Source organism: Pseudomonas sp. AM8 (assembly GCF_036346475.1).
GTDB lineage: Bacteria > Pseudomonadota > Gammaproteobacteria > Pseudomonadales > Pseudomonadaceae > Aquipseudomonas > Aquipseudomonas marginalis.
In genome coordinates, this window is sequence record NZ_JAOTNX010000002.1 from 59,363 (window position 1) to 81,794 (window position 22,432).

At 63.2% G+C, this 22,432-nt stretch carries 15 protein-coding genes; 11 read left to right on the forward strand and 4 right to left on the reverse strand.

The features are described 5' to 3' along the window. Positions 1–8: 8 nt before the first annotated feature. From V3W40_RS05305 to V3W40_RS05350, 10 genes are all read left to right on the forward strand, one after another. Complete coding sequence (locus V3W40_RS05305) at positions 9–2,579, forward strand: S8 family serine peptidase (protein ID WP_330214576.1); 2,571 nt, start codon at positions 9–11, stop codon at positions 2,577–2,579. Between the two features lie 187 nt (positions 2,580–2,766). Next, complete coding sequence (locus tag V3W40_RS05310; RefSeq protein ID WP_003174327.1) at positions 2,767–3,726, forward strand: AAA family ATPase; 960 nt, start codon at positions 2,767–2,769, stop codon at positions 3,724–3,726. Positions 3,727–3,731: 5 nt separating this feature from the next. Further along, positions 3,732–4,664 (forward strand): DUF58 domain-containing protein, encoded by a 933-nt coding sequence (locus V3W40_RS05315; RefSeq protein ID WP_027608569.1) that lies wholly within the window; start codon positions 3,732–3,734, stop codon positions 4,662–4,664. After that, the gene (locus tag V3W40_RS05320) at positions 4,661–5,155 is read left to right on the forward strand and encodes a DUF4381 domain-containing protein (protein WP_065927988.1); all 495 of its coding nucleotides are present in this window, start codon (positions 4,661–4,663) and stop codon (positions 5,153–5,155) included. The genes V3W40_RS05315 and V3W40_RS05320 overlap by 4 nt, the downstream gene beginning before the upstream one ends. Then, positions 5,148–6,236, forward strand: coding sequence for a vWA domain-containing protein (locus V3W40_RS05325; RefSeq protein ID WP_330214577.1), 1,089 nt, complete (start codon positions 5,148–5,150; stop codon positions 6,234–6,236). The genes V3W40_RS05320 and V3W40_RS05325 overlap by 8 nt, the downstream gene beginning before the upstream one ends. Beyond that, a complete protein-coding gene (locus V3W40_RS05330) occupies positions 6,233–7,972 on the forward strand; it encodes a tetratricopeptide repeat protein (RefSeq protein ID WP_065927986.1) in 1,740 nt (579 codons plus the stop codon). The genes V3W40_RS05325 and V3W40_RS05330 overlap by 4 nt, the downstream gene beginning before the upstream one ends. Continuing rightward, complete coding sequence (locus V3W40_RS05335) at positions 7,969–9,609, forward strand: BatD family protein (protein WP_330214578.1); 1,641 nt, start codon at positions 7,969–7,971, stop codon at positions 9,607–9,609. The genes V3W40_RS05330 and V3W40_RS05335 overlap by 4 nt, the downstream gene beginning before the upstream one ends. Before the next feature lie 208 nt (positions 9,610–9,817). Further along, positions 9,818–11,059 carry an exonuclease SbcCD subunit D C-terminal domain-containing protein gene (locus V3W40_RS05340; protein WP_330214579.1) on the forward strand — a complete coding sequence of 414 codons (1,242 nt, stop codon included), beginning with the start codon at positions 9,818–9,820 and terminating at the stop codon, positions 11,057–11,059. Continuing rightward, positions 11,056–14,694: an AAA family ATPase gene (locus V3W40_RS05345; RefSeq protein WP_330214580.1), complete on the forward strand. Its 3,639-nt coding sequence runs from the start codon at positions 11,056–11,058 to the stop codon at positions 14,692–14,694. The genes V3W40_RS05340 and V3W40_RS05345 overlap by 4 nt, the downstream gene beginning before the upstream one ends. Continuing rightward, positions 14,691–15,284 (forward strand): glutathione S-transferase, encoded by a 594-nt coding sequence (locus tag V3W40_RS05350; protein ID WP_065927982.1) that lies wholly within the window; start codon positions 14,691–14,693, stop codon positions 15,282–15,284. Before V3W40_RS05345 ends, V3W40_RS05350 begins: the two co-directional genes overlap by 4 nt. On the opposite strand, the gene V3W40_RS05355 is transcribed toward V3W40_RS05350, so the two are convergent. The 4 genes from V3W40_RS05355 to V3W40_RS05370 all read right to left on the reverse strand — a co-directional run bounded on the left by V3W40_RS05355 (position 15,281) and on the right by V3W40_RS05370 (position 17,366). After that, on the reverse strand, positions 15,281–15,406 hold the full coding sequence (locus V3W40_RS05355; RefSeq protein ID WP_268876168.1) for a hypothetical protein: 126 nt from the start codon (positions 15,404–15,406) through the stop codon (positions 15,281–15,283). The two genes, V3W40_RS05350 and V3W40_RS05355, sit on opposite strands and share 4 nt — an antisense overlap. A gap of 171 nt (positions 15,407–15,577) precedes the next feature. Continuing rightward, entirely contained in the window at positions 15,578–15,757 is a 180-nt protein-coding gene (locus tag V3W40_RS05360) for a hypothetical protein (RefSeq protein ID WP_090403456.1), read from the reverse strand. Positions 15,758–15,913: 156 nt separating this feature from the next. Next, complete coding sequence (locus tag V3W40_RS05365) at positions 15,914–17,089, reverse strand: lactonase family protein (protein WP_065927981.1); 1,176 nt, start codon at positions 17,087–17,089, stop codon at positions 15,914–15,916. Then, a complete protein-coding gene (locus V3W40_RS05370) occupies positions 17,076–17,366 on the reverse strand; it encodes a DUF5629 family protein (protein ID WP_074848180.1) in 291 nt (96 codons plus the stop codon). Before V3W40_RS05370 ends, V3W40_RS05365 begins: the two co-directional genes overlap by 14 nt. A 153-nt stretch (positions 17,367–17,519) precedes the next feature. Between V3W40_RS05370 and V3W40_RS05375 the strand changes: the two genes are divergently transcribed. After that, on the forward strand, positions 17,520–22,397 hold the full coding sequence (locus V3W40_RS05375; RefSeq protein ID WP_330214581.1) for a dermonecrotic toxin domain-containing protein: 4,878 nt from the start codon (positions 17,520–17,522) through the stop codon (positions 22,395–22,397). The last annotated feature ends 35 nt before the right edge of the window (positions 22,398–22,432 follow it).

Here is a 22,432-nt window from a genome sequence, read left to right on the forward strand (position 1 = left end):
GTGCCTCGATGAAATCCCTCAGCAAGTTTCTGGCCATTGGCCTTTTGGCTACGGTTTCATCAGCGCTGGCGGCATCCGCAGCCAACACTGACTATTCACACTTGATTCTGCTGATCAAAGACGACGGATCCAGGTCGCGAAATCTTCAGGACCTCGTCGACCCCTCCAGCACCTTCCAGCACCGCGTGCCCAACATCAAGCCGCTGGTAACGCCGAGCAAGGCCCGCACGCTGGCGGATGCAGAAGCCCTGCGCCGCCATCGGCTGGACCGCTACTACATCGTCGACACGCGCCACTTGAGCCACAGGCAGGCTGACGCACTGCGCCAGCAACTCCAGCAAGACCCGGCCATAGAAGACGTCGACTTTGAACCCGTGGTGGAGGGCATGCACGACGACAAGGCCGAACCCATCGCAGGCAGTGCGAGCGGCAGCATACCGGACCATACCGGACGCCAGCACTACCTGCTCGGCCGACAAGCCGTGCCGCCCTACAACATCGGCGGTGTAAACGCGGTGAAGGCCTGGACCGTACCCGGTGGCAAGGGCTACAACATGCGGGTGATCTCTTCGGAGATCGATCATTGGGCCTACAACCACGTGGACCTGCCCAAACCTTTTCTGGAAGTCGATGCAGGGGCTCTTACTGGCTACCACGACACGGCCAGCGTCGGCACCATCGGCTCCAGGGACAACGGCTTCGGCACCACCGGCATCGTGCCCCATGCACAACTGGGCTATTCGCAATATGGCCCCAGCCGATTGCTGCAAACCGCCGAACAACTGAGCCCCGGCGATGTGTTGCAACTGGGCGTGCATATGAATTACACGCCCTTTCCAGCAGTCGGCTGCACCCAGAACTGCTACATGCCCCTGGAATACAACAGCATGGTACGCGACATCATCACCTACCTGACGATGGAAAAAGGTGTGCATGTCGTACTGGCTGCGGCAAACGGCAATATCAACCTGGACCACCCCTACTTCAACGGCTACTTTGATCGCAACAGATTCGATTCCGGCAGCATCTACGCGGGCGCCGTGTACCCCACGAGCGGTTTGAGAGCCTATTACTCCCAATACGGCAGACGCGTCGACCTGTTCAGTTGGGGCGGCTCCGTCACCACGACGACCTGGACCACCGCCAACCCCACCAGCGCCTATACCCACACCTACAGCGGCACCTCCTCCGCCAACCCGATCATTGCCGGGGTGATGGCATCGCTGCAAGGTGTGGCGCGGGCCAATGGCCTGGGCAATCTCGCCCCCAAGGAACTGCGCAGAATCCTCGTGGAGACCGGCTATCCACAAGCCAACGGCAACCGTACCGAGATTGGCGTGCAACCGGACCTGGAGGCCGCCATCCGCAAACTGCTTGCCGACGGCGCCGGCCAACCGCCCACGGGCCGGCTGGCCATCCCCGAGCAAGCCAAATCGGGAGAGACGTTCAACGGCCATGTCTATGCGCAATCGCCCACGCAAAAACCGCTGACCTATCGCTGGAATGCCGACGGGTTTACCCCTCCGGACGGGGATGGACCGACCTTGGCATTGACCGCCCCGCCCGTAACCGCCGATACCCTGACCTCGATTTCCGTGGCGGTGTCCGACGGCACCCACACCCTCAACCTGAGGGAAAACATGACCATCAAGGCCCCTGACGCGCCTCCGGTCGGCGACTGCGCCGCCCCCTGGATTGCGAGCAAGGTATATGCCTCCGCTGGCGAAAAAGTCTCCTACAGCGGTTACAACTACCAAGTGGCGCACTGGACGCAAAACGCTCGCCCCGATCTGAACTTTGTTGAAACCGGCGCCGCCAAACCCTGGCGGCGCCTGGGCACCTGCGGCAACGGGCTGCCGGTCGCCAGGATCACTGGCCCTTCCAGTGTTGAGGCCGGCAAGGCGGTGCTGCTATCGGGGGCCTCCTCCACGGGCCAAGGCTTGCGCTTCGCCTGGGCGGCCACTGGCTTCAACCCGGACTTTTCGGCGCAAGCATCCAGCAGCTTTATTGCTCCGAATACGGCGGGAACACGCGTCATCACCCTGACCGTCACCGATGAACGCGATCGCCGTGCGACGGCCAGCCACAGCCTCACGGTGACCACCGGCACCCCCGCCAACCGCCCACCCGTCGGCAGCCTGCAGGGCAGCGAAACGGTCGATTCGGGCAAGGCCGTGAGCTTCATCGCCAACACCAGCGACCCTGACGGCGACGCGATGAGCTACACGTGGACGCGCCCGACCGGCTTCACCGGCACCATCGGCAATACCCGCAGCGTCACCCTCACCGCCCCTGCGGTCACCGGCGATACCCGCGTCATCGTCAGTGTCGTGGTCAGTGACGGGCGCGGCGGTACGCTGCGACTGGAAAAACCGATCACCGTCAAGGCCCCGCCACCTTCGGGCAGTTGCCGCGACATTCCGGCGTGGTCGCCCACCAAGGTGTATTCAACCTACGCAGAGGCGGTGTCGTACAACGGCATGGCCTACAAACAGAACTTCTACAGCCTCGACAAACGCCCGGATCTCAACTCTGCCGTGCATAGCCAGCCTTGGCATCCCGGGGTGCCCTGCCGTTGAAGCAGAGGCGGTGAGCGGACACGCCTGCTCGCCGTCCTTTGTGCCTCTCACACAATTTTCCTACAAGTTTTGCTAAAAATACCCCGCGTGCCGTTAGTCGCCACCCCCTGCCATGCATTAAAGTAGGCGCCCCAGGCTGTCGTTTGTTACATGACGCACAGGCTCATCTCTCCAGGAACCGTCATCGATGGAACATCGTGAAGCGCTGCTCGCGCTGCGAACCTTTCTTTCTACGCAGATTCTCGGCCAGGAAAAACTCATCGATCGCCTGCTGATCGCCCTGCTCGCCGACGGCCATATGCTGGTGGAAGGCGCGCCGGGCCTGGCCAAGACCAAGGCGATCAAAGAGCTGGCCGAAGGCATCGAAGCGCAGTTCCATCGTATCCAGTTCACCCCCGACCTGTTGCCCGCCGACATCACCGGCACCGAGATCTATCGCCCGGAAACCGGCAGTTTCGTGTTCCAGCAAGGGCCGATCTTCCACAACCTGGTGCTGGCGGACGAGATCAACCGCGCCCCGGCCAAGGTGCAATCGGCGCTGTTGGAGGCCATGGCCGAGCGCCAGGTCAGCGTCGGGCGCAGTACCTACGACCTGTCCCCGCTGTTTCTGGTGATGGCCACGCAAAACCCCATCGAGCAGGAAGGCACCTACCCGCTGCCCGAGGCCCAGCTCGACCGTTTCCTGATGCACGTCAAGATCGGCTTCCCCGACGCGGCCGTCGAACGGCGCATCCTGCAACAGGCCCGTGGCGAAGCCCTCAACGGCGAAACCAAGCCCGAGCGCCGCGTCAGCCAGCAGGCGATCTTTGCCGCGCGCAAGGAAATCCTCGGCCTGTACATGGCCGATGCGGTGGAGGAATACCTGGTGCAACTGGTCATGGCCACGCGCACCCCGGCCAAGTTCGACCCGGAAATGGCCGAATGGATCGCCTACGGCGCCAGCCCCCGTGGCTCCATCGCCCTGGATCGCTGCGCGCGCGCCCATGCCTGGCTGGCCGGTCGCGACTTTGTCAGCCCGGAAGACATCCAGGCGGTGCTGTTCGACGTGCTGCGCCATCGCATCATCCTGTCGTTCGAAGCCGAAGCGGCCGGGATTGACCAGGACCGTGTGGTGCAACGCATTCTCGACGTCGTTGCCGTCGCTTGAAGTCGATGAACGCAAGCGATGGGGTGCGCGTCACGCTCAGCGAGCTGATCGAGATGCGCCACCGTGTGCGCGAAGTGCAGCTGTTTTCCACGCCAAGCCAGCGCAGCCCGCTGATCGGCCTGCACCACTCCAAGCTGCGCGGGCGCGGTGTGGACTTCGACCAGGTGCGCGTGTACCAGGCCGGCGACGACGTGCGCACCATCGACTGGCGCGTCACCGCGCGCACCCAGGAGCCGCACACCAAGCTGTTCCACGAAGAACGCGAACGGCCGATTTTCATCATGGTGGAGCAAAGTTGCCGGCTGTTTTTCGGCTCGGGGCAGATGTTCAAGTCGGTGCTCGCCGCTCAAGCCGCCAGCCTGATCGGCTGGGCCGCGTTGGGGCATAACGACCGCGTCGGCGGGCTGGTGTTTGGCGACAACGAGCACTACGAAATCAAGCCGCGCCGCAGCAAGCAAAGCCTGCTGCAATTGCTCAACCGCCTGGTGCGCGTCAACCAGAGCCTGGACACCGAAAGCCGCCCGGAGGCCGACGCCCTGGGCATGGCCCTGCGCCGTGGCCGCGAAGTGCTGCGTCCCGGCAGCCTGGTAATCGTGATCTGCGACGAACGTGCCCTCACCGAGGGCGCCGAGCAGCAATTGAGCCTGCTGTCACGCCATTGCGACTTGCTGCTGTTGCCGATCTCCGACCCGCTGGACCACGCCCTCCCCGCCGCCGGGCTGCTGCGTTTTGCGCAACGCGGGGCGCAATTGGAACTGGATACGCTGAACTTCGATTTGCGCCAGGCCTACAAGGCCCAGGCCGAAGCGCGCATCGCCCGTTGGGAACTGCTCGCGCAGAAACTGCGGATCCTGCTGATGCCCCTGAGCACCCAGAGCGAAATGGTCGAACAACTGCGCGAATACCTCAACCCGCAACGCCCGGTTAAAAAGCAATGAGCAGCCTCGACCAACTGCAACCGCTGATCGCCCCGCCGCCCATCGGCTTCTGGCCGCCCGCGCCGGGCTGGTGGCTGTTGCTGCTGGTCATCCCGCTGCTGGGTTGGGGGTTGTGGTCGCTGCGCCGCTTCTTGCCGACTCGACGCCCCCTGGCCCGTGCCGAACAGCCGCTGGACCCGCTGCGCATCGCCGCCCTGGCGGAATTGGCGCTGATGCCCAAACCCTACGATGGCGCGCCCGCCGGTGCCTGGCTGCAACAGCTCAATGGCCTGCTCAAGCGCCTGTGCCGCAACGACTATCCCTATAGCCAGAGCCATACCCTCAACGGCCGCAAATGGCTGGCATTCCTCGACAACCGTTGCCCGGCCGCCGGCCTCACGCGCTGGATGGTGCTGGTGGAGGGTGCCTACAAACCCGAATGCAAACTCGACGACAAGGCCATCGCCGGCCTGACCCAAGCGGTCGACACCTGGATTCGCAAACATGTTTGAGTTCGCCTGGCCGTGGATCTTCGTCCTGTTGCCCTTGCCCTGGGTGATGCGGTTCATCCTGCCGGCGGCCGACAGCGGCGAGCCCGCCCTTAAAGTCAGCTACCTCGGCGATCTCGAAAGCCTGGCCCGCCGCCGTGCGCGGGCGAACCTGCCGGGCTGGCGTCAACAGGCGCCCTTCGTGGTGCTGTGGCTGCTGCTGCTGAGCGCAGCTGCGCGCCCGGAATGGCTGGGCGAGCCACTGCCGATTGCCGCCAGCGGCCGCGATTTGCTGGTGGCGGTGGACGTGTCCGGCTCCATGGACTTTCCCGACATGCACTGGCAGGACGAAGACATCAGCCGCCTGAACCTGGTCAAGCACCTGCTCGGCGACTTCCTTGAAGGCCGCGAAGGCGACCGCGTGGGCCTGATCCTGTTCGGCAGCCAGGCCTACCTCCAGGCACCGCTGACCTTTGACCGCCGCACCGTGCGCACCTGGCTGGATGAGGCGCGCATCGGCATCGCCGGCAAGAACACCGCCATTGGCGATGCCATAGGCCTGGCGCTGAAACGCCTGCGTCAGCGGCCTGCGCAAAGCCGCGTGCTGATCCTGGTCACCGATGGCGCCAACAACGCCGGGCAGATCGCGCCCCTGATCGCTGCGCGCCTGGCGGCCGAAGAAGGGGTGAAGATCTACCCCATCGGCATCGGCGCCGACCCTGAGCAAACCGGTTCCCTGGGCATCCTTGGCGTCAACCCGAGCCTGGACCTCGACGAGCCGGCACTCAGGGCGATTGCCGAGGCCACCGGCGGCCAATACTTCCGTGCCCGCGATGGCCAGGAGCTGGAAGCGATCAAGCAGACACTGGACAAGCTCGAGCCCGTCGAACAGCAACCGACCCAGGCACGCCCGGCGCAGGCGCTGTACAGCGGACCGCTGGCCCTGGCGCTGATCCTGAGCATGTTGCTGGTGATCCACGAACGCTGGCCAAACAACGCCCTGCAACGCGGGTTCAACAAACTGTCGAGCAAGGGAATCTTCCTGCAACAGCATCCGGAATGGCGCCAGCGCCTTAAACGCCTGCGTCTACGGAGGCGTCGATGATCGCCCTGTGGCCACATTGGTTCCGTCCCTGGTGGCTGTTGCTGCTGCCGCTGCTCGGCTGGTTGCTGTGGCAACTGTGGCATAGGCAAAAGCGCGCCGGGCGCTGGCAGATGATCCTGCCGCCGGCCTTTCACGCCGTACTGCTCAGCGGTGGCAGCGGGCGCGAAAGCAAATCGCCGTGGGTGTTGCTGGGCCTCGCCTGGCTGTTGGCGGTGCTGGCGTTGCTGGGTCCCAGCTGGCAACGGGTTGAACAAACCAGCCAGAAACCCTCCGACCCGTTGGTGGTGCTGCTCGAACTGACCCCGGAAATGCTCGCCACCGACAGCCCGCCCAACCGCCTCGAACAGGCACGGCGCAAGCTCTATGACTTGTTGCAGGCGCGCAGCGATGCGCAAACCGCCATCGTCGTGTATGCCGGCAGCGCCCACACCCTGGTGCCGCTGTCGGACGACCTGGCCACCAGCCGCAACCTGCTCGACGCCCTGCGCCCCTCGATCATGCCGGAGTCCGGCCACCGCGCCGACCTGGCGGTGGAGAAAGCCCTGGACCTGCTCAAGCATGGCGGCCTGGGCCAGGGTCGCCTGCTGCTGGTCGGCTCATCGCTGTCCAAACAGGAACGCCAGGGCATTCGCCTGCTGCTGCAGGGCAACCAGGCGCCGAGCCTGTCGATCCTGGGCATCGGCAGCCGTGAAGGTACGCCGGTGACCCAGGAAAGCGGCGAATTCCTCAAGGACGAACAAGGCGCGATCCTGGTACCGCGCCTCGACAGCCCGACACTCAAGGCCTTCGCCAACGAAATGGGCGGCCGCTACCGGGCCGCACGCCTGGACGATAAAGACCTGCGCCAGCTCGGCGTGCTGGACCCGCCCCAAGCCCTGCGCAACGACGGCCAGTTACTGCACCTCGACACCTGGGCCGACCAGGGATACTGGCTGCTGCTGCCGCTGTTGCTGCTGGCCGCCTGCGCCGGGCGGCGCGGCTGGTTGTTCTTTTTACCGCTTCTGCTGTTGGGCGCGCCACAACCCAGCTATGCCTTTGAATTCCAGGATTTGTGGCTGCGGCCGGACCAGCAAGGCCAATACCTGCTCAAGCAGAAACGCCCCGCCGAGGCCGCAGAGCACTTCCAGGATCCGCAGTGGCAAGGCGTCGCCCTGTACGCGGCCGGCAACTATGCCGAGGCCATCAAGCGGTTTGCCGAAGGCAATGACGCCTATTCCCACTACAATCGCGGCAACGCCCTGGCCAGGTCCGGTGAACTCGAAGCGGCCATCGACGCCTACGAACAAGCCCTGGAAGCCCAGCCCGACCTGCAACCGGCACTGAAAAACAAGGCCCTGGTAGAAGCCCTGATCCAGGAACAGACAGAACCCGAGCCGCAAACGCAGGCAAAAAACGAGGATGACGAAACCACCCAACCCGGCCAAACTGCGCAACCGGGCGCCACTGGGCAAAATGCCACAGGTGGCGAGCAGTCGTCCCAGGGCCAGGGCGAAGCCGGCACCGGCGATACCCAGGCCGGCACCCCGCCGCCAGCCGCTGGCAACGACGTGCCGGGCAGCGAGTTGGGCGATGAGCACACCACCACCCCGCCGCTGCTTGCTGCCGACGCCAACCTCGACGGTGAACACCGCCAGGCCCTGGAACAATGGCTGCAGGAGATCCCGGACAATCCCGGCGAACTGCTGCGACGCAAATTCTGGTACGAACAGCAACAGCATCAGGACAAGACTCGATGAGCCGCCGCACCACCCTTCTGCTTCTGCTCGCGTTGTCGGCAGGCCACGCCCAGGCGGCCAGCCTGGTCGCCAGCGTCGACCGCAACCGTCTCAATTCCGGGGAAACGGTGGAACTGACGGTGGAATCCAGCGATGTCACCCAGTTCGGCAAGCCCGACCTGTCGCCCCTGGATGCGCAATTCGAAGTCAGTGGCACGCGCCAGCTCAACCAACTCACGACGTTGGGTGGCGATAACCATGCGACCACCCGCTGGATCATTACCCTGCTGCCCAAGCAGAACGGCACGGTGGTGATTCCGCCGCTGCAAGTGGGTGAGTACACGACCCAGCCGATCAGCCTGCAAGTGCTGGAAACCACCAGCCAGGACACCAACGCCGAGCTGGCCCCGGTGTTTGTCGAAGCCAACCTCGACCAGACCAGCGTGTACGTCCAGGCCCAGGCACTGTTGACCGTGCGCGTGTACCACTCGGTGTCGCTGTATGACGACAGCAGCTTGACGCCGTTGCAGATCCCCGATGCCCGTGTCGAACAGTTGGGCGAGTCGCGCACCTATGAAAAGGTCATCAACAGCATCCGCCATGGCGTGATCGAAACCCGCTACGCGATCTACCCGCAGCACAGCGGCACCCTGGAGATTCCCGCGCAGACATTCAGCGCCACGCTGGTGGAGTCGCGTCCGCCCCAGGAAAACACACTGCAGGGCACCAAGCCCGGCAAGCTGATCCACGTGAGTTCGGCGGCACTGCCACTGGCGGTCAAGCCCAAGCCTGCGCTGTACCCCGTCGATGCCCCCTGGCTGCCGGCTCGCAGCCTCACGCTCACCGAGAGCTGGAACCCGGAACCTGAGCATGTACAAGTCGGCGACTCCCTGACCCGCAGCCTGACCGTCAAGGCCGAGGGCCTGTCCAGCGCCCAACTGCCCGCTCTGCCCAGCACCGACATCAACGGCCTGCGTCGCTACCCGGACCAGCCGGTGCTCGGCAACCAGAGCAGTGACCGTGGCCTGATCGGCAGTCGCGAAGACCGTGAGGCCCTGGTGCCCAACCGTGTCGGCGCCCTGGAACTGCCTGCCGTCGAGGTGGTGTGGTGGAACACCCACGAGGACCATCTGGAACGCACCAGCCTGCCCGCCCGCACCCTGCAAGTCGCCAATAACCCCAGCCTGGCGGTGGACACGCCGGCCATCCCGACCATCATCACCGCACCGGACGACAGCCGCCTGTGGCTGTGGCAACTCAGCACCCTGCTCCTGGCCTGCACCACCTTGCTGGGCTTCGGCCTGTGGTGGCGGGCCCGTCGGCAACCGGCGGTACTGCGCGCCGCGCAAACCGGCCCGAGCCCGCGCACCCTGCTCGACGACCTCAAGCGTGCCACCCAGGCCAACGACCCCCAGGCCACTCGCCAGGCACTGGATGCATGGGCGCGGCAACAGCCGGAAACCCTGGCGGACATGGCGGCGCGGTTCGTGCCGTTGTCGGATGCATTGGATGGGCTCAACGGCGCGCTCTACAGCGAGAGCGGTCAATACTGGCTGGGCGAAGAGCTGTGGCGCGCGGTCAAAGCCATCCCGATGACCGAGCGCGAGCAGGACCCGGCGACGGACACCACCAGCTTGCCGCCGCTGTATCCCAAATAACCCCCGCTACACTCCTGACACTCCACAAAATCAAATCAACGCTGAACTACGGCTGTTGTGGGAGATTTTTCAGGGTCTGAAAAGTTGTGTAGATACCTATGGCCATCGGAGGCAAGCCTCCTCCCACATTGGATCGGCGTCGTCTGGAGCAGCGGGTTCGCAATACAGGTAAACTCCCCTCCTTTTCATCTTCTCCACGGAGTTCGCCTTGCGTCTGTTCCACACCTCCGACTGGCACCTGGGCCAAAACCTCCACGGCCAGGAACGCGACTTCGAACACGCCTGCTTCCTCGAGTGGCTGCTGCGCCAGATCGCGGCCCAGCAACCCGATGTGCTGTTGATCGCCGGCGATATCTTCGACACCGTCAACCCGCCGCTCAAGGCCCAGGAGCGTCTGTACGATTTCATCATCAGCGCCCACGAACAAAACCCCAAGCTGACCATTGTGATGATCGCCGGCAACCACGATTCCGGCTCGCGCATCGAACTGCCCGCGCCGTTGATGCGGCGCCTGCGCACCCATGCCCTCGGCCGCGTGCTGTGGCTGGATGACGGGCAGTTGGATGCCGAACGCCTGCTGATTCCCCTGCCGGATGCCAAGGGCAAGGTCGCCGCGTGGTGCCTGGCGCTGCCGTTCCTGCGCCCGGCGGAAGTCACCGGTGCCCACCTGGGTGACGACTACCTGCACGGTATCGGCCAGGTCCATGAGTGGCTGATCGCGGCGGCCAACGCCAAACGCAAGAAAGGCCAGGCGTTGATTGCCATCAGCCATGCGCACATGGCCGGCGGTTCGGTATCGGAAGATTCCGAGCGCAGCCTGATCATCGGCAATGCCGAGGCGCTGCCGGCCAAACTGTTCGACAAAAGTGTCGGCTATGTTGCCCTCGGGCATTTGCACAAGCCGCAAAAGGTCAATGGCGAGGAGCGCATCCGCTACAGCGGCTCACCGATTCCACTGTCGTTTTCCGAAATCGGCTACAAGCACCAGATTCTCGATGTGACGTTCCAAGGCCAATGCCTGGTGAGTGTCGAACCGCTGCTGATTCCCCGCTCGGTCGACCTGCAACGCCTGGAAGCCGCGCCCCTGGCCGACATCCTCAAGGCCTTGGCAGAGCTGCCCGACATCGACCTGCTCGCCGAAACCCAGCGCCACCCCTGGCTGGAAGTGCGCGTACGCCTCGACGAACCGCAACCGGACCTGCGCCAGCAAATCGAAACCGCCCTGCAAGGCAAGGCCGTGCGCCTGGTGCGCATCGCCGCCGAATACGCCGGCCAAGGCCGCCGCGACGACAGCAACGAAGACGCACTGATCGAACTCGACCAGCTCACGCCCCAGGAATTGTTCAGCCGTGCCTGGCAGGACAGCTACGGCAGTGAAGTGGATGAACAGACCTTGAAGGATTTCGCCGTGCTGCTCCAGGAAGTGCAACAGGCAGGTGAACAGCCATGAAGATTCTTGCCATCCGTCTGAAAAACCTCGCCTCCCTGGCCGGGCCGTTTGAGATCGACTTTACTGCCGAGCCCCTGGCCAGTGCCGGGCTGTTCGCGATTACCGGGCCGACCGGCGCCGGTAAAAGCACCCTGCTCGATGCCCTGTGCCTGGCGCTGTTTGGCGCCGTGCCACGCCTGGGCGATACCGGCCAGGCCAAGATGCCGGATGCCGACAGTGATATTTCCATCGGCGATCCACGCACCCTGATCCGGCGTGGCACCGGTGGCGGCTACGCCGAAGTGGACTTTGTCGGTGTCAGCGGCCGTCGCTACCGGGCGCGCTGGGAAGCCAATCGCGCCCGCGACAAGGCCAGCGGCAAATTGCAGAACAGTCGGCAGAGCCTGATCGACCTGGACAGCGACCAACTGCTGGCCAGCCAGAAGACCGAATACAAAACCCAGCTGGAACTGGCCCTGGGCCTGAACTTCGAGCAGTTCACCCGCGCGGTGTTGCTGGCGCAAAGCGAGTTCAGCGCCTTCCTCAAGGCCAACGACAATGAGCGCAGCGAACTGCTGGAAAAGCTCACCGACACCGCGCTGTACACCCAGCTCGGCCGCCGCGCATTCGACAAGGCCAAGGAGGCCAAGGATACGCACAAACACCTGCAGGACCAGGCCACCGGCGTAGTGCCCCTGGCCCCTGAAACGCGCGCCGAACTGGACCAGCAATTCGACGCGGCCCAGCAGCAGCTCAAGACCCAGCAGGCGCAGCTCAAGCAGTTGGAGTTGCAGCACACCTGGCTCAAGGAACTGCGCGAATGGCAGGACCGCCAGCGCAGTGCCACCGAGCAGCTCCAGCGCGCACAGGCCGATTGGGACAGCCAGGATGCACAGCGCCAAGACCTGAGCCGCCTGGACCAATTGGCGCCGCAGCGGCATCAGTTTGCGCGCCAGGCCGAACTCGACACCTTGCTCACACCGCTGGCTACGCAGATTCAGGCGCACATCGAGCAACAGGCCGAATTGCATACCCGCCAGGCGCAGGCCCAACAGCAGCAGGCATCCGCCCAGGCGGCACTGGCCGAAGCGCTCAAGGCCCAGGGCGATGCGGTGCCGTTGCTGCGCCAGGCCTTTGAAGCACAAAACACCCTTGCCCACCTGACCAGAGACCTGGCCAAGCGCAACGAGGAAAAACAGCAACACGAAGCCGCCTGTGCCGAAGGCCAGACGCTGCTCAAGGGTTTGCAGGACAGACACGCCCACGTTGCCGAGCGCTTGCAACGCCTGGCCGCCGAACTTGAACGCAGCAGCGCCCTCGCCCCGCTCAGCGATGCCTGGAACGCCTACCGCGATCGCTTGCAACAGTTGATGCTGATCGGAAATCGCCTGAAAAAAGGCCAGGCCGAACTGCCACAACTTGAACAGCGTGCTACCAGCGCCGCAGAAAAATTTGCCCAGCAACGCGAAGCCCTCGACCTGCTGTATCAAGAAGCCGGCGCCGAACCCCATGCCGTGGCCGAACAGGTGCAACTGCTGGCCAGTCTGTTGCAGGACAATCGCAAGCAGCAGCGCGCCTTCGAAGACCTGTCACGCCTGTGGGACAGCCAGCAGCAACTGGAGCAGCAAGCCGTTGCCCTCACGCAAAAGCTCGCCGACGCCGCCCAGCAACGCGACCAACTGAACCAGACCGGCCTGCAAACCAAGGCCGAGCTGGCGGTGGCTGAACAGACCCTGACGGTGACCAAGCAACTCTTGGAGCGCCAGCGCCTGGCGCGCAGTGCCAGCGTCGAGGAATTGCGCGAACAATTGCAGGACGGCCAGCCCTGCCCGGTGTGCGGGAGCCATGAACACCCGTACCACCAGCCCGAAGCCCTGCTGCACAGCCTCGGGCGCCACGACCACAACGAAGAGGCCACGGCGCAGAAAGCGGTCGATACCCTCAAGGAAAAACTCACCGAACTGCGCGGTGAAGTCGGCGGCCTGATCGCCCAGCAAAAAGAATTCCTGCAACAACAGGAACACCTGGTCACCCAACAGCAGGCGCTCCAGCCCAGCCTGGACGCGCACCCGCTGGCGGCCTCGCTGTTCAACCAGGAACAAAGCAAACGCAGCCATTGGTTGGCCCAGCAACTCAGCCAACTGACCCAAAGCATCACCCAGGACGAACAGCGCCAGGCCGCCCTGCTCAACCTGCAGCAAAACGCCGGGCGCTTGCAGCAACAACTGCAGGCCGCCCAGGACGCGAGCCAGCAGGCGCGCCAATTGCTGGTGGACCAGCAGCGCGAGCTGTCCAACGACCGCGAGCGCCTCGACGAAGAACTCAACGCCTTCGCCAGCCTGCTCCCCGCCGACACCCTGGAAGGCCTGCGCAGCGACCCGGCCGTGACCTTTATGCAGTTGGACCAGCAGGTCAGCCAACGCCTTGAACAACTGGGCCATCAGAAGGATGAGCTGGCCGAGCAGCAGGAGCGCCAGCAGGCCATCGAGAAAGAGCACACGCACCAGCAGCATCGCCAACAGCAACTCGAGGCACTGAACCAGCAATTTAGCGAGCTGGCCGCGCAGCAGCAGGCCGCCCAGGAAAAACTCACTGCCCTGCTGGGCGAACACCCCAGCGCCGAACACTGGCAACAGCAACTGGAACACGCCGTGGTGCAGGCACGCCAGAGCGAGACGGACGCCAACCAGCGGTTGCAGGACATCCGCAACCAACTGATCCAACTGGCCGCCGACCTCAAGGCCCAGCAGGAGCGCGAGCAAGCTTTCGAAGCCGAACAGCAAAGCCTCGATGCCCGCACCACCGAATGGCGCGCCCTGCACCCCGAGCTGGATGACGAGGGCCTGGCGCGTCTATTGGCGTTCGATGACACACACATCGCCACGCTGCGCGAGCATCTGCACAGCAGCGAAAAAGCCGTCGAGCAAGCCAAGGTATTGCTGCAGGAACGCGAACAACGCCTCGCCGAACACCAGGCCCTGCACAACGGCAACCTGGACGCCGACCAACTCGACGGCGCCCTGGTTGCGCTCAATCAACACTTGGCCGACGGCGAAAAACACTGCGCCGAACTGCGCGCGCGCCAGTCCGAAGACCAGCGTCGCCAGGACGCCAACAGTGCCCTGGCCGAACAGATCGCCAAGGCCTATGACGAGTGGCAACGCTGGGCACGCCTGAACGCACTGATCGGCTCGGCCACCGGCGATACCTTCCGCAAGATTGCCCAGGCCTACAACCTCGACCTGCTGGTGCACCACGCCAACGTGCAACTGCGCCAACTGGTGCGCCGCTACCGTCTCAAGCGCGGCGGCAGCATGTTGGGCCTGCTGGTGATGGACACGGAAATGGGCGATGAACTGCGCTCGGTGCATTCGTTGTCCGGCGGCGAGACGTTCCTGGTGTCCCTGGCCTTGGCCCTGGGCCTGGCGTCGATGGCGTCCAGCACCTTGAAGATCGAATCGCTGTTTATCGACGAAGGCTTTGGCAGCCTCGACCCCGAGTCCCTGCAATTGGCCATGGACGCCCTCGACGGCTTGCAGGCCCAGGGGCGCAAGGTGGCGGTGATCTCCCACGTGCAGGAAATGCACGAGCGCATTCCGGTGCAGATCCAGGTCAAGCGCCAGGGCAATGGCTTGAGCACCCTGGAGGTCAAGTGAGCGAGGCGCTGCTGTATTCGTTCCGGCGCTGCCCCTATGCGATGCGCGCACGCCTGGCGCTGCGCTACTCGGGGGTGGCGGTGCGGATTGTCGAGGTGAGCCTCAAGGCCAAGCCGGCGGAGATGCTGGCACTGTCGCCCAAGGGCACGGTGCCGGTGCTGGTGGTGGATGGCGTGGTGATCGACGAGAGCCTGGCGATCATGCAATGGGCCTTGGCCCGGCATGATCCGGATAACTGGTTATTGCAGGGCGATCCAGCGGTACTTGAGCTGATCGCCGAGAACGATTCAACCTTTAAACATCACTTGAATCGATACAAGTACCCCGAGCGCTATCCCGAGCAGCCGGTGGAACACTATCGAGCCGAAGGCGAGGTGTTCTTGCAGAAGCTCGAGGGGTTGCTGGCCCAGCGCGCCTATCTGCTGGCCGACCACCCTGGCCTGGCGGACATGGCGCTTGCGCCGTTTATACGGCAGTTTGCCCACGTGGACCGCGAATGGTTTGCCGGTACGCCGTACAAAGCGTTGCAACGCTGGTTGGAAGAATTCCTGCAATCGCCACTGTTTATCGGCGTGATGGCGAAGGCTTAGCCTTCGATCAGACTCAACAACCGCTCGCGAGCGATCTCCGGTTCGCCGTCCGTCAACTGCGCGGATGACAGGATCGGGGTGGAATAAAGGGCGAGGATAAGTGCGGCGAGTCGAAGTGCCATGCTGTCGATTCCATGAAAGAGCGCGTCAATATTTAAGCGTCAATTTAAACATATGGCAATGCGCCATTACCTCATTTTTTTCTTCGACAGCTGCACAAACGCCAAACCACTCGAACGCGCGTTTACGTTCCAGTGGTTTGGCGTCTGCTTGTGTACAGGGTCAATCAGCGCTCATTGCTGGGTCTTGTGATCCAGGGCGGCGTAGAAGTTGGCGCTTTGTTGCAGGTATTTCTGGGTGTAGGCGCTGGTGCTGGATTTTTTGCCGGTGACTTCCACGCTGGCGGCGGCAGGCAGGGCCACGGTGGCGGAAACGGCGGAGGCGGCGATGACGGAGAAGAGATTCAAGTTCATGTCGGTAACCCTTGTGTTCGTTCGGTTGGGTGGCCGGGGAAGGCCTTGGAACCCAACTTACGCCCGAGGGTTGAACCTTAGAAATGCTTTGAAACAGTAGCCGCTATTAATACAATTAATACTAAGGGTAAGACCCCGCATGGCGGGGCCTGTGGCTTATTGACGCACCAGGAACTTGAGGTCGCTGGGGGCATCAATCGGCAGTTTCTGCACGGTTTTACCCAGCAGGCCGGTCTTGGGGTCGCGTTCGACCACCACGATTTCATTGCTTTTCTGGTTGGCGATCAGCAGGAACTTGCCGCTCGGATCGAGGCTGAACTCTCGCGGGTGATCGCCTTCCACCGAGCGCTGCTGCACCTGCTTGAGGTGCGCAGTGGCCGGGTCGATGCTGAACACCAGGATCTGATTGGCCGTGCCACGATTGCTCACGTAGAGGAACTTGCCATCGCTTGACGCGTGCAGCGCCGCGCCGGCTTTGTCCGACACCGGCTGCCCCGGCGCATAGTCCAGCAACTGGGTCTGTGTGAGCGTACCGTCGTGGTAATCGAACACCGCGACCTGGGCGCTCATCTCGGTGGTCAGCCAGGCATGCTTGCCATCTGCGCTGAACAGCAAGTGACGCGGGCCGCTGCCTGGAGGCAATTGCACCGAGGCCGGGTTGGCCGGGGTCAACGGCAGTTCGTGGTTGGCCTTGGGGTCATAACGGTAGGCAAACACCTTGTCGGCCCCCAAGTCCTGCACAAACACGTACTTGCCATCCGGCGACGACACCACCGAGTGCACATGGTTGGACGCCTGGCGCTCGGGGTTCACGCGGCTGGCGGGGTGCCCGCTCAACTGCACGGGCGCAGACAGCTTGCCGGTGGCGTCCACCGGCAGGATCGCCAGGCTGCCGCCCGGATCTTGCAGCACCGAATAGTTGGCGACGAACAGGTAGCGCCCATCAGCGGCGACGCTGGAGTGGGTGGGCTCGTTGCCCAGGCTCTGGACCTGGTTGATCAAGGTCAACTGGTGGCTCTGCGGGTCAATGCTGTAACTGCTCACACGCCCCACTGCGTCTTTCTGCCCTGGGCCGTTTTCGTTGACCACAAACAGGTGTTTCTGATCCTTCGAGACCGTCAGCCACGATGGGTTGGCTGCCTTGGCCGCCAGTACCGGCGCGCCCTGGAATTGGCCGGTGCGGCTGTCGAACTGCACGCGGTAAATGCCTTCGCTGGTACCGGCGGTGTAGCTGCCGACCAACAGCTCGTAGGTGTCAGCCGGTGCGGCGTGTACCGACATCGCACCGACACTGCCGGCCATCAGCAGCGGCCAGAATTTACGCATCATCATCGGCTGGGTCCTCATCGTTATTGTTGCCGGTGAACGCGCTCATGCAGATCAGGCGGTGCTCGCCCGACTCACCGGTCAGGGTCCAACTTTGCAAGGGCTCGTCGAAGGTGGCGGCCTGCACCTGCGCCGTGCTGAAGCTCCAGCGTTTTTCGGCACGGCCGTCCATGGCGGTGATCAGCAGCTTTTCATCAGCGAGCTGGAAGTCGAAGGCGTGCAGCCCGTCGATTTCAAGCATATCGCTGGCTTCAAGGACGGTTTTCAGGTTGTCGGCAGTCATCAGGATCATTCATCAGTTCATAAAGACGCTGATGATAGGCCAATCTCGCGCGCGTTTCCCCTCTTGCGGTAATCGACTACCACCTTTCCCCGCCAACCAGTCGCCATGCTTGGGCCGATACGACACTTCTTCAGCCACGGAATGGAATCTGCTATGCCAACTACGCCCCCCCCGCTGCCGCCCACACCCCCGACCTTTACCCAACACAGCGACGCCCCGGCCCAGGCGGTCAGCCGTCAGTTCGCCTCGCGCCCGAGCCTGAGAGCGGTGTTCGGGCAAATGCTGCAAAAAGCGATCAAAGAGCAATACCCGCCGCTGGACCTTGACGTGCAGCTTACCCGGCTAGCGGTCCCTAACCTGGTCGGGGGCTGGGACCTTAAGCGCTTGCTGGATGTGGCGCTCGATTACGTGGGCAGCGGTACGCTGTTAGACACGGACACGGTCATCGACGGGCGCCGCTGCTTCCTGACCAACCGAGCGCCCCATCCCCTGAGCTATGAGGCCGAAGCGATCAGAGAGCCGGATTTGCAACTGATCAAGGCGAAAATCCTCGACCTGACACCCACCCTGATGACGGTATTCCAGGACGCTCTGACAGATTACTGGAACCAGCCGGGCGACACCGGCCCTATCCGCTGGCAATGGCTGGGCGACCTGTTGGCCACAGGCTTGAGCAGCACCGCCAGCCTGTTACCGGCCGAGTACCAGCAACAACAAGCGGCGCTGCACCACCTGACCGCTTACCCGGACCAAAGAACGCGCCCGACGCCGGTGCAAGGCGGGGTGCATGCCTATTGCCTGGAAACGAGCATCGTCCAGGGCAGCCACACCGCCAACATCATGGAACCCGAATTGCTGGTGGTGCAGGCACAAAACGTCATGCTGTACCGCAGCAACGGCACATTGGAGTTCCATGATTCCCTTGAAGCCTTCACCCAGGCGCGGGGGCGGGACCTGTCGCGCCAGGTGCTGGCCGACAGCGTGACCATCAAACGTTATGAGCCCGATGGCAATAGCTTCGACACCCTCGCGGCCTTGCTGCTTAACCAACAACTGGAAGCGCTCGGCACCGTCGTGCTGCCGGCCAGCGACGGCCTGAACGCCTTGGAACAGCGCATTGCCGACACCACAGACCCCACGCCCTGGTTCATCCAGGCCCCGGCGCCGAGCCCGACCTTTGAGCACACCCTCCAGGCGAACCTTCCCGTGTGGCTGCAAACAGCGACACCCGGTGATCGTTTTGCCTACCGCCAACAGCTGGCTGAATTGGCACGCGTACACCGGCAAACGGCGGGGGCTTCGTTTCTGGATGGCGTCGAGAACCTGCATGACTTCACGCGCAATACCTTGCTCGAACAGATCCACGCCGATCATCCCGAGGTCACGACGATTGATCCGGACGACCTTGAATTGACCTTCCATGTACCCGTCGGCGACCTGGGCAGCGGCTACCTCACGCCCGTGTCCATGAGCCTGACGCAATTGGCGATCAAGAACCTGGCGGCCGCGCCTCAGGGAAGCCTGACCCTGCGCTCCAAATCCGGCGCGACGATACCGGCTTGGATGAACGCCGACTACCTGCTGGGAGAAAAAGGCCTGTTCACCAGCACCCAGGGGCTGATCGCTCGCACCAATATCGGCGAACGCTACCCCACCACCCTCAGGGCCCTGTTGTTGGGCAACGACAGTGAAGCCCAACGCCGTGAAGCGTTGTTCGACCAAGCATTGCGCGTGCGCCTGCCACTGCAGGCCCTGGAGCACAAGATACGGGGCGAGCATGGCATGACCTGGCAAGGCTACCGTTATGTGCAGGCGTTGATGCAGCGCAGCGCCGCGGACCGGGTGGTCGACGACCTGAGCATTGTGATTCACGCCCTGGCCTTCCACCGCATACCGCATTCCAAGCCGGATGTGGTCAACAACATGTTCATTATCGAGGCGTCGGACCGTCAGGTCGGTCCGCATATCCTCTACCGGCCGCTGTATCCGGACTCGCTACGCCAGTTTGCGAGCCGTGACGCGCTGTTGGGCGCCATTGCTGAGCCTGGCCCCCTGCAAGACAGTGTGCTCAGTTGGCTACCCGACCACGCCCGGCCGATCTACAGCAACAATGGCTTTGTCAGCCCGCATATCATCCGTTTTGGCCAGGGCGACGACACCGTGCAATGGCCGGCACCGGCACCCGCGCAGTTGGCGGACGATAGCAACGGGGATGCAGTGCTGGGGTCTCTCGCCCAGTCGTTGGCCGCTGGTAACCTGACCCAATACCTGTACGGCAGCAACGCGCGGGCGCTGGTCGACCTGGCCGACCGTGACGCCGTGTCCAACGCCGAAAGCCGCTGGGCGATTTTGCTGGAGGGTGGCTGGCTGCTGTTCAACGCACTATTGCTGCCGTTGCTGCGCGGCCCCGCCATGGTCGCGGGCTGGATGGTACAACTGGCCGTCAGCCTGCAACATGACCTGGAGGCCTTGCACGGCGATGACCCGGTCGCACGCGAACTGGCCTGGGTCGATGTCCTGCTCAATATCGGCCTGTTACTGATACACAGGGCGTCGGCGCAACATCCATCAATCGAGCCCGCTTTCACCCCAGCCAAACCGCCCGTGTCCAAGGCCTTGAGTACCTTGCTGCGACGACCTCCCACGCCGTCTGCACACGTTGCGCCAAAGATTGAACAAGGCCCGGTTGGCCTGCCGTCCGAGCCGCCTGCGAGTGATCGCACCGAGGTGGACTTCATCCACTCCACCGCGCGTGACGGTTCCCGACGCCGTCTGTTCAACGCGTTGATCGAGCACCACGTAGCCTGGCCGGTGCCCGCTCCCTCTCCGGTCGAGTTGGGTGCCTTCAAAGGGTTGTACCGCATTGGTCAGCAGTGGCATGCCTCGGTAGCCGGCCTGCTGTTCCAGGTCAGCATCGTTCCCGACGCAGGCGAAGTGTTCATCGTCAATCCACAAAAAAGCCTGCACCCAGGCTTTAAGCTCAGCTCCGACGGGCAAGGACGCTGGGCCTTGGACCTGGGTCTCAAACTGCGTGGAGGGGGGCCGAAAAACCGACTCAAGGCCAAGTTGGCGCAAATTGAACAGCAACGTGCAGAGGCGTGGCTGAAGGTCACTCGCCTGGAAAGCCAGATCCTTGAACAAATTGACCAAACCGCCCATTTGTTCGACACCGTGACGGCAACCAAGAAACAATTTGAAGTGCGCGACCGCGAGTTGGCCCATGCAATGCAACGCTTGCGCCTGTCCCCTAATGACCCGTCAGCCGTCAGCGCCCACGCCGTTGAGGCGCGTAACAGGACCCGGGCTCGCTTGCACTTTCTCGTGGCCTATGAAAAGTACGCCCCGGTCACCGAGCAGTTACAGCAAAATCGCCGCGCGATAATCGACGCCTACGCGCAGGTCAAGGCGGCCGATGGCAAGTTCGATTATGAGTCCAGTTGCCTGGAACAGTACCAAACCCTGCTGGCGGCGCAGGAGGTGGATGTCAGCTTCCTGGCGTCACTGCACACCGCCACGTTTGTGTCTGATCGGGGCGAGCTGATGAACGACCTGTTGCGGATGGAGCGCGACGAGCCGGCCAATCAGCGGTTGCTCGATATGACTGAAATGCACTTTGCCACCTCCGAGCGCCATGCCGAGTCCCTGATTGCTATCGACATGACGTTGGAAGAGATGGCGAACCGCCTCAAGACCGGGCCGGCAGAGCGCCTGAAGTTCCTCAATGCCATGCCCCATCGGCGCTTCTACAACCGCCTCTGTGCCATTGTCGAGCCGCTCGACCTGCTGGCGGCGTTGAGCATTGATGAGCTGAGGGAGCCAGCCACCGCCCAGGAAGAATACTTTATGGCGCGGCTGGAGACCTTGCACTTCCCTCAGGTCTCCGTAGAGCACTCGTACATCGACCTGTTGACCACCCAAGGCTTCACCTCTGCCGAGCGCAAAGAGGTGTTGGTGAATGTGATCGAGCATTACAGCCGGCGCCTCCAGGCCTACCGCATGCTGATGGAACTGGACTCGACACTGCTGCGTCCGCGCTATATGCCGCTGTTGATCGAGCGCCTGGAAACCCTGCGCGCCGCAGCCGAGACAGACTTGGCGGATGTACTTCGCGAGGATGAATTCCTGCCTGCCCAGTTCGTGCGTTTCAAACCAGCGCAACTGCCATCCCCGACCAAGCGCGTGTTCCGGTCGCGGGACAAAGGAACACTGGTGGGCAACCTGCTGCCCCCCGACGCCGAGATGCCCTTTCCAACCATTGTGGTCAAAAACCCGCTGACCGACGAAATCAGCGCGCGGTTCATGGAGCATCCCCATGAAGGCTGGGTGGAAATCGTCGACGCACCGCCGCAGCGCCCGGCACCCGTGCCACGCCAGCGAGCCCTGGCGACCCTGCGTACGGAAGCTCAGCGGCTGATCGATCAAATCACCGCCCTGGAAAAATCCATCGAGTTTCAGAAACGCAAACTGGCCGACCCGCAGCGCCGTGACGACGTCAACCCACAAGACTGGAATGACATGTTCGGCCACCAAGCCAGGAAAATCGAGGCGATTGCCGATGAAATCCAGGCCCATCACCTGGATAAGCCTGATGTCCCCCAGGCCCTGGAGCGCCTGCGCATGCGTGCAACGGACCTGCGCCGTCAGGGTGAGCAACACTGCATAGAAGGCTACAAGGCCCAGCGTCCGCGCCAGGAAAATATTGATTACCTGCGTCGCCATGCCGCCGTGGATATCGGCCTGGTGCATGGCCCGCAGCGCACTGGCGCGAATGACTATGTCTCGGAGTTTGCCATTCGCGAAAAGAACCGCGTCGACGTGCTGTGGTACGCGCATTTTCACTACAGCAGCGCCGACAGCCCGCGCGGCGACTACACCGCCGCCCACCTCAAACGCCCGGAACACCGGTTCACCACCTTCAAGGACCTGATCGCCAAGGCAGGCCCGGACAGCCACGTGATCGTCAATGACCTCTACAGCCCCATCAACCGGCCGCTGGACCAACAACTGTTCCTCGTCCTGATACCTGAATAAACCCCGCGTCGGGCTGACCGCCCATAAAAAGGATT